This window comes from Ilumatobacter sp. (assembly GCF_049588435.1).
Taxonomy (GTDB): Bacteria; Actinomycetota; Acidimicrobiia; order Acidimicrobiales; family Ilumatobacteraceae; genus Ilumatobacter_A.
In genome coordinates, this window is the sequence record NZ_JBAVYV010000392.1 from 1 (window position 1) to 3,963 (window position 3,963).

A 3,963-nucleotide genomic window follows, 5' to 3' on the forward strand; every position below is an offset into this window, starting at 1 on the left:
CACGCTGCTCGCGTGCTGCGGGGCGACGCCGGCCACCGGTCGGGTCGCCGTGCGTCCGGAATCGCGGTGCTTCGACCTCGGGCTCGGTCCGAGCGGGCATCGTCGACGTGGTTCCGCGAGCCGCGAGTTCGGAACGGGACGGCTGGCGTGTCACTCCCGAACGCAACGTCGGCTGGCCGGGGCGACCCGCGGCGACCGGGCGACTCAGCGGTGACTGTGCGAGCGGGCGGCCCATTGCACGCACGGAACCCCGCGGTGGCGTCGCGGTGTGCTGCAGCTTCGTGAGCTGACGGCGGAAATCGGTGACGGAGGAGTTCGGTCGGTTCTCGACCCTCGAGCGGAGCATCGGGGGAATGAGTACGGCGAGCCACGCGGCGGCGACGACCAAGAGAATGAGTTCAGTCATGAGATGTGGTGTGCGTGAGGGTCGGGAGTGGTCGCGCCACTCTCTCCTGTTGCAAGTATGACGAGTCTATGACGTTTATGACGCGTCATGCAACGACCACCGTGTCCTGCGTCACTGCCCATGCCTCGACCTCAGCCCTTCGACGCCTGTTGGTCGGGGTCCGCGCCGGCGTCGGGATCGCCTCCGGCGTCGTCCATCCGCCGATACGTGCCGGAGCGTCCGCCGGTCTTCTCCCACAGCGTGAGCTCGCCGATCACCATCGCTCGGTCGGCCGATTTGCACATGTCGTACACGGTCAGCGCAGCGACGCTGCACGCGTGGAGGGCCTCCATCTCGACACCGGTACGGTCGACGGTGTCGACCTGCGCCTCGATGGCGACGAAGTCGTCACCGATCTCGAAGTTGACCGACACCGCCCCGATCAACAGCGGATGACACAGCGGGATCATGTCGGAGGTTCGCTTGGCGGCCTGGATCCCGGCGACGCGGGCGACCGACAGGACATCGCCCTTCTTGACCTCACGGTTGGCGATCGCCGTGGTGGTCTCCGGCTTCATCGACACCGTGCACCGCGCGACCGCCCGACGGTGCGTCGGCTCCTTCGGAGTCACATCGACCATGCGTGCCCGACCGAGTGGATCGAGGTGGGTGAACTCGAGATCGCTCATCGGACCCGCACGGTAGTCGCAGGCGTCCCACGCGACCGCGTCGCGCAGAACGGGGATGTGCCCCGGGAGCACCCGGTGCGTGCCGGCGGGCGGTTGCGCACCGCGCTCCGGATACCTTCAGCGGAATGGAATCGAACGGACTCCCCTACGACGCGATCGAGACGCTGCGCACCGACGGTGTGGCGTTCATCGACCTGGTCAGCGACCACGATCCGGCGACGTCGATCCCGGGCTGTCCCGATTGGAACCTGTCCGACCTCGCGTACCACCAGGGCGAGGTGTGGCACTTCTGGGGGCGGATCGTGGCCGGGCCGATCACCGAACGCGGCCAACTCCAGAGCATCCGCCAGATCGAGCGGCCGACCGATGACCTGATGGTCGACTGGCTGGCGCTCACGCACAACGAGTTGTTCTCGGCGCTCGTCGACGCCGGAATCGATCGCGAGGTGTGGACCTGGACCGGTGCCAACCGCGACACGGGCTGGGTTCGTCGACGGATGGCGCAGGAAGCCGCCGTCCATCGTTTCGACGCGGCCAACGCGACGGGTGACCCGTACGAGGTGCCCACGCCGATGGCGGCCGACGGCATCGACGAGTTCCTGATGTGGTTCGCCGGTACCGAGCGTCGCGACGGGGAGATGAAGCCCGGAGGCACGGTTCACCTGCACTGCACCGACACCGACGAGAACGACGTCGCCGGTGGCGAGTGGTTCGTGTCGAGCCTGAAGGAGCCGAGCTGCACCTTCACCCGCGAGCACCGCAAGGGCGACGCCGCCATCCGCGGGCGAGCGCACGACATCTTGATGTGGCTGTGGCGGCGTAGCACCGAGGGCATCGAGATCATCGGCGACGAAGTCGTGGCCCGACGCTTCCGCGCCTACACCGACCTGAGCTAGATGCACATCGGTGCCTGGCACCGATGTGCGTCAGCCGCCGATCTGGCTCATCGACTTCGCAGGGCGGGTGAAGCTCACCTGGTTGATCTGGTGACCGGCCCACTTCGTCGCGACGGCAGCTTCGATGCGCTCGGCGATCTGATCGTCACTCTCGCCGTTGCGCAGCGCCGTGAGGAGATCGAATTCCTTGGTGGCGAACAGGCACGTGCGGAAGTCGCCGTCGGACGTGAGGCGCACCCGGTCGCAGTCACCGCAGAACGGCTTGGTGACGGTCGGGATGATTCCGATCCGTCCACCAGGTTCGCTCTCGTCGCGATCGAGGAACCGGAAACGGTCGGCCGGGGCCGCGCCGCGTGACGGCATGACCTCGATCGGGTAGACCGCGTTGATCATCTCGACCATCTCGTCCTGGCCGACGACCGTGTCGTTCACCCAGTGTCCATCGGCGTCGAGCGGCATGAACTCGATGAAGCGCATCTCGACATTGCGTTCACGTCCGAAGGTGGCCAAGTCGACAATCTCGTCGTCGTTGACACCACGTTCGATCACGGCGTTGATCTTGACGGGGTCGAATCCCGCCTCCTGCGCCGCGGCGATGCCGTCGAGCACGTTGTCGAGTTCGTCGCGCCGGGTCATGCGGTGGAACTTCTCACGATCGAGTGTGTCGAGGCTGATGTTCACCCGCTTGAGCCCGGCGTTTCGGAGGCGGACCGCGAGCTTGCGCAGCGTCGCACCGTTCGTCGTCATCGACAGATCGATCGGACCACCGGAATGTTCGAGCTTCGCGAGCTTGCTCACCAGGAGGGGAAGCTGTGCGCGCACGGTCGGTTCGCCGCCGGTGAGGCGGATCCCACGCACGCCGTACCGCTCGACGAAGATCCGGGCCAGGTGTTCCATCTCCTCGAACGACATGACCTGGGATCGGTCGAGCCACTCGAGACCGTCCTCGGGCATGCAGTAGGTGCAGCGGAAGTTGCAGCGGTCGGTGATCGAGATCCGCAGGTCGCGGATGTGCCGACCGAACGGATCGATCAGATCCTGATGCTCGTGGACCCCAGCCATTCCCTCACGGTACCGGCGGGCCACCCGGGACCAGCCACCGGTTGCCCGGTGCGGGTCTACTGGTCGCCGCGGAGCAAGAGTACTGCGACGTCCGATCCGGCACCGAGGCCGTCACCGTCCGGGATCACCGCCATCGCATCGGCCGACGCCGTCGCGGCCAACTGATGGCTGCCCTGCGCTCCGACCGGGACCACGTGGTAGCGGCCGTCGTCGGCGAAGTGCCCGTTCACGCGGGTGAAGTGGACCTTGCCATCGGCATGACGACCGAAGTCGACATCGGCGATCCCGATCAGGTGCTGGCGGGTGAGGCTGGTGTGGCCCATCATCCGCCGCAACGCCGGGCGCGCCATCAGCTCGTAGCTGACCATCGAGCTGACCGGGTTGCCCGGAAGACCGAAGATCGGCACCCGCGTGCCGTCCTCGCGCGTGAGCGTGCCGAAGGCGAACGGCTTCGCGGGCTTGATCGCCATCTGCAACCACGTCATGTCCGCGATCCGGCCGAGTACCGCCTTGACGACGTCGTAGTCGCCCATCGACACGCCGCCGCTCGACACGATCGCGTCGCAGTCGAGTGCCGCTGAGCGCAGAACGCGCTCGAGTTCGGCCTCGTCGTCACGCACGACACCGAGATCGACGACCTCGCAACCGGTCTCGGCGAGCATCGCCGCGAGCATCGTCTTGTTCGACTCGCGAATCTGGCCGAGTGCGAGTGGCGATCCGTCGTCGATCAGCTCGTCGCCCGTCGAGAGCACCGCGACACGCAGCCGTGGGTAGACGTCGACGACCTGGGCGTTGACGCTCGCGAGGACCGCCTGGACCGCCGGGGTGACCGTCGCTCCTGCCGGGAACACCTGGTCGCCGATCCGCACGTCGTCGCCGGCGCCACGCACGGCTCCGCCGGCGGGCACCGTTGCCGACAACCGGACCCGCT

The 3,963-nt window shown here is 67.2% G+C and carries 5 protein-coding genes; 1 reads left to right on the forward strand and 4 read right to left on the reverse strand.

Annotation, left to right across the window (positions count from 1 at the left end):
* A partial coding sequence (locus tag WBV89_RS15160) for a hypothetical protein (protein WP_423982190.1) occupies positions 1–406 on the reverse strand: 406 nt, incomplete at its 3' end.
* 131 nt (positions 407–537) lie between these two features.
* Positions 538–1,074 carry a cyclic pyranopterin monophosphate synthase MoaC gene (gene moaC, locus WBV89_RS15165; RefSeq protein ID WP_423982191.1) on the reverse strand — a complete coding sequence of 179 codons (537 nt, stop codon included), beginning with the start codon at positions 1,072–1,074 and terminating at the stop codon, positions 538–540.
* Between the two features lie 125 nt (positions 1,075–1,199).
* On the opposite strand from moaC, the gene WBV89_RS15170 reads away from it, so the two are divergent.
* Positions 1,200–1,970 (forward strand): maleylpyruvate isomerase family mycothiol-dependent enzyme, encoded by a 771-nt coding sequence (locus WBV89_RS15170; RefSeq protein WP_423982192.1) that lies wholly within the window; start codon positions 1,200–1,202, stop codon positions 1,968–1,970.
* 30 nt (positions 1,971–2,000) lie between these two features.
* On the opposite strand, the gene moaA is transcribed toward WBV89_RS15170, so the two are convergent.
* Together moaA and glp are read right to left on the reverse strand one after the other, a co-directional pair.
* Complete coding sequence (moaA, locus tag WBV89_RS15175; RefSeq protein ID WP_423982193.1) at positions 2,001–3,032, reverse strand: GTP 3',8-cyclase MoaA; 1,032 nt, start codon at positions 3,030–3,032, stop codon at positions 2,001–2,003.
* 56 nt (positions 3,033–3,088) lie between these two features.
* On the reverse strand, positions 3,089–3,963 hold an 875-nt coding region (gene glp, locus WBV89_RS15180; RefSeq protein ID WP_423982194.1), incomplete at its 5' end, for a gephyrin-like molybdotransferase Glp.